General features: G+C 35.0%; 5 protein-coding genes. All 5 read left to right on the forward strand.

Annotated elements, in window-relative coordinates; translation table 11 throughout:
- Window positions 1-200 precede the first annotated feature (200 nt).
- The 5 genes from AC3WTP_RS23200 (at window position 201) to AC3WTP_RS23220 (ending at window position 3,365) form a co-directional block, all read left to right on the forward strand.
- A complete protein-coding gene (locus AC3WTP_RS23200) occupies window positions 201-710 on the forward strand; it encodes a DUF6933 domain-containing protein (protein ID WP_492396992.1) in 510 nt (169 codons plus the stop codon).
- 19 nt (window positions 711-729) lie between these two features.
- Window positions 730-1,017: a DUF5316 domain-containing protein gene (locus AC3WTP_RS23205; RefSeq protein ID WP_492396993.1), complete on the forward strand. Its 288-nt coding sequence runs from the start codon at window positions 730-732 to the stop codon at window positions 1,015-1,017.
- 138 nt (window positions 1,018-1,155) lie between these two features.
- Complete coding sequence (locus tag AC3WTP_RS23210; RefSeq protein WP_492396994.1) at window positions 1,156-1,758, forward strand: hypothetical protein; 603 nt, start codon at window positions 1,156-1,158, stop codon at window positions 1,756-1,758.
- Window positions 1,759-1,933: 175 nt separating this feature from the next.
- A complete protein-coding gene (locus AC3WTP_RS23215; RefSeq protein WP_492396995.1) occupies window positions 1,934-2,827 on the forward strand; it encodes a class I SAM-dependent methyltransferase in 894 nt (297 codons plus the stop codon).
- Between the two features lie 232 nt (window positions 2,828-3,059).
- Complete coding sequence (locus AC3WTP_RS23220; RefSeq protein WP_492396996.1) at window positions 3,060-3,365, forward strand: hypothetical protein; 306 nt, start codon at window positions 3,060-3,062, stop codon at window positions 3,363-3,365.
- Window positions 3,366-4,040 lie beyond the last annotated feature (675 nt).

The raw sequence follows: 4,040 nt of genomic DNA on the forward strand, positions 1-4,040 counted from the left end.
ACCCAGTGGTGATCTTTTAAGTATAAAAGAAAAGCTCATCCCCGATGAACTGGGATGAGCTTAATATACCAACACCGCATTCCGGCATCGGGCCGGCAAGCCGTCCCTCGGTCAATTCCAAGGAAGTGAATTCAGGCGACACACCTGCGACCCTAAGTGACACGAACTAAACTGTGCAAATATAGAAAGGAAAACATCAAATGCTAATATTGAAAGCAACTAAAGACACCTTGAAAGACCTCAATGTAAAACCAAACATCGTAGATATATTAGATCCTTTCTTAAGTTGGCATGTTAACTATTTTACGCTTTATGGAAAAAAACACTATGTCTTTATGAATGATTTATCAAGAATGAGTTTGACAGTTACGGGTATAAGAAGTAATCAATCAAACAAAGTTAAAGAAATATTTATTGAAAACCTAAAAAGATATTTAAAGGTTGAACAGATAGCTGAAGCATTAACTGATTCCTATATTAAGGATTGTAATGAGGTTATATTAACCAAAACAGATAGTCGAAGTGTCCTAAGTACACAAAGTGAAATCATGCTTGTTATGAAAACATTAGAAAGAGAAAAAAAAGATTTCAAGGATCAAGATAAGCGTCATAAGTGGAATAATAGATTTATATATAAGTCAATAGACTATCAATATCCAATTGATGTTTTTATTAATGAACTAGAAAATAGATATAAAAACAATGGATAGCAAATAAGGGGGATGACCATTGAAGGTATTTATAACAAGTGTTGTAAGTTGTGTGGTTATCAGTTTAATTACACTTATAATTGGTGGTTTGGGACTCACCTTAAAAATAAATATTGGAATTGCTACTTGTCTTCTAATACTAGCAATGATTTTTTCTGGTTCATTTGTCAGTGGTGATCGAATGAGGGCAAATTATCATTCAAGTTCGGAAGAAGACAATATTCAAAGAAACAAATGGACTGATAAATTATTATTAATATCATTTCCTTTTTTCATTGTATCTATAAGTCTTTATTTTCTTAATTAAGACAATTACTATCATTCAATATCTATTAAACAAGAGAAGTTTTTTGGTTATTTCAAGAAGTCGTCAGCATCAAAAAAATACAGAATGTTATATGAGATCAGTACGGAGCATTAACCAATCATAGAGAGGGAAAATCCAGTGAAGTTAATAAATCAAGTCTCAGAAGACATTGTCATCTCGGAATTCTTACTTGCAGAGATATACTCAGCTAGATTTAAGAACAGAATAATTAATGCTCTTGGAGATAATGATATTAGTTTTATAACCAGCCCTAATATTAATGTAGAAGTAGAGAACAAACTACGACGAGATATTTTGGGGCAAGCAAGAGGGTACGGAAATAATGTTGATTTATTTGAGAATTTCCCTTCTGATGTTAAATGGTATAGTGCTATCTTCGATAAGCAAGATCTTAAAGAAGTAATGTACATAAATTATAGTTACTGGAATGAAATCTCAAGTGGAACCAGACTCCCTCTTATAGCATCAACGAGCATAAATAATCAAATTGAAGTTTTTGGGGTTAGTAATAAAGGCTTTATAGATATCTCAATAGATATCAAGAACGGTAAGACTTTTCCGAGATTAATATTTGTTTCTAGTAATGAGAATTCAAGAATCGTAGTCCTAGAGGGTCACGCACGATTAACTGCATATTTTCTTGATACACAATATCTCCCCGATGAGATGGAAGTATTAATCGGTTACTCTGAAGAGATTATTGATTGGGATTTATATTAAGAGCATTTTTGTTAGTTAAAATAAAGATGGTGCTGACTTCATCTAAACCACCTAACTGCGTCGCGGCCGCCCCGTTGGGGATTAAGGTTCTCAGGTTCGTAAATACTAAAACGTTATGCGAAACTCCGAAATACGATTTTAATCCGATAAACCTGTAAAGCGAGGTCCCATTACAATGAATGATTTATGGTCCAGTTTTGTTCAAGGTCCAAAGACATTAGATTTGTCACGAGAATTAAGATTTAGAGATGACCGTAAAGATATGTTTCTACAATCTATGGGATTATTACCAGGTATGAAGGTAGTGGATTTAGGGTGTGGACCTGGAACATTAACTAGAAAGTTAGCGAAATGGTTGGGTAGTAACAGTCCAATCATTGGAATTGACCGAGATACAAATTTTATTGAATACGCAAAGAAGGAAGCCCTTAAACAAGGATACACAAATATAGAGTATATGAACGGAGATGTACTGAAGATTCCTTTGGAATCCAATAGTGTAGATGCATGTACATCTCATACAGTCATTGAACATGTTCCAAATAAAGAATTTCTACTAGAACAAAAGCGTGTGTGCAGGCCAGGTGGGGTCGTTTCGGTCCTGAGTGCACGTCCTGATAAAACAATAGCATCTTTGCCTCCATCAGTTCCGCCCGCTTCGGATCGCGAGAAAGAATTGTGGGAACCAATCAATCATAAATGGTTCATGAAAGATCAGGATAGAGGGGTAGGTTCTTTTGCCATGGAACCTATGCATTTTCTGCTTTTATTTGAAGAACTAGGATTTGTTGATGTCGAAATTGATTCTATTGCATTACCAGTTGCTATTGATAACTCGAGTAATGGAATTGAGCAAAAACTACTAATGGTTGAATACGGCCGTCAACAAGCGATTGAAGGTTTAGTAACAGGGCTAAATCAATTGGAACACGAATATGAACATGCTAGAGAACTAGAAGAACTTATAAATAAAAGGTTTGATGAACGTAAAGAAATGATTTTGAACGCTAAGAAGATCTGGGATTTTAACATACATATTCTTTTGGTAGTAAGAGGACGAAAATCTTAAATGGACCCGGTCGCTGGCGCTCCTTTAAGCCTCTCGGACTCGTAGATACAGAAACGTTATAGTAAATCAGCGAAAATAATAAATACTCTTTAAGATAATATCAAGATCTATTCGCGTAGATGTTGAACTAACGGGAGGAATAAACCCTTGATTTATTTCTTACACAGAAAGTATACTTGGTATGGAAAATAGATACATAGTAGTAAAATTTATTTAGAAAAGGATGATCGTAATGATTTTTTGGAGAGGTTGGGGAATTATCGGTATCATTTTCCCTATACTAATAGCTGCTCTACTTGCTTCATTAGGATTTAGTGATGAAAACTCACATTGGTTTTACTTTATCGGTCTAACCTTATCGGCTATACCTGTATGGTTTATTGGTAAGCGTTTGAATAGAGATAAAGATGAAATTTTCACGAATGAAAGAACAGGAGAGCGGTTCAAGTTAGGAAATCGCCATACACTATTTTTTATACCCCTACAATACTTTGCGATAGTTTATCCGGTTTTAGGCATCATGCCCTTTTTTGCATAAATTTAATAAAAACACGTTTATTATGCCTTGTCAAAGATAATGTGTTTTTTTTAGATAAAATGGTCTACGTTTGTTAAACAAAAGGGTAACGATAGTGAATATAACTGATGATGTAAGTATTTCGAAGAAGGCACAGGCATCCTATTACACCGTATCTACGCTGCGGGCTACGCTCTTGGTTCGAAGGAAACTTCTTTGCTGCCACTTTCCGAGCACTGATGCATATCATATTAAACTAATGGAAAACGAGAGTTGAGGAGCTTGTTTGGAGGCAGCTCCTTTTTGCTTTGTTGAAGTAACAGGCAGGATTGCGCGATTAGTATTAATATATGTTTGAATAGAAGGTTGTGAATGAGGAGGCATATGCTTGGATATGGATCTTTTTCTTTTTAGCTTATTTCTTTGGGTGTTGAGTCTTCTCCTGTTTGTTATAATCATTCGAAGTGCTATAGATAGCTCAAAGGTCTCGGGAAAAATGGACGTCATCATTGATGAGATCAGAATGCTAAGGAAAGAGATTAAGGACAACAAACATATTATTGATAAGAGAATATAATCTGTTCGTTAAGAGAGTTGATTAGGCTGCCGATTTATTGAAATGACGGATTGTAATATGAAGTGCGACAGCTAAAAAAATAAGCCCATGAATGGATTCGTGTAAAATGGAAGTTACCA

It is taken from the genome of Paenibacillus sp. EB106-04-04-XG159, assembly GCF_058791835.1.

Excerpts from the sequence above, each read along its gene's own strand:
- AC3WTP_RS23200 (WP_492396992.1), top strand. The coding sequence starts at position 201 with ATGCTAATATTGAAAGCAACTAAAGACACCTTGAAAGACCTCAATGTA.
- AC3WTP_RS23215 (WP_492396995.1), top strand. The coding sequence starts at position 1,934 with ATGAATGATTTATGGTCCAGTTTTGTTCAAGGTCCAAAGACATTAGAT.
- AC3WTP_RS23220 (WP_492396996.1), top strand. The coding sequence starts at position 3,060 with ATGATTTTTTGGAGAGGTTGGGGAATTATCGGTATCATTTTCCCTATA.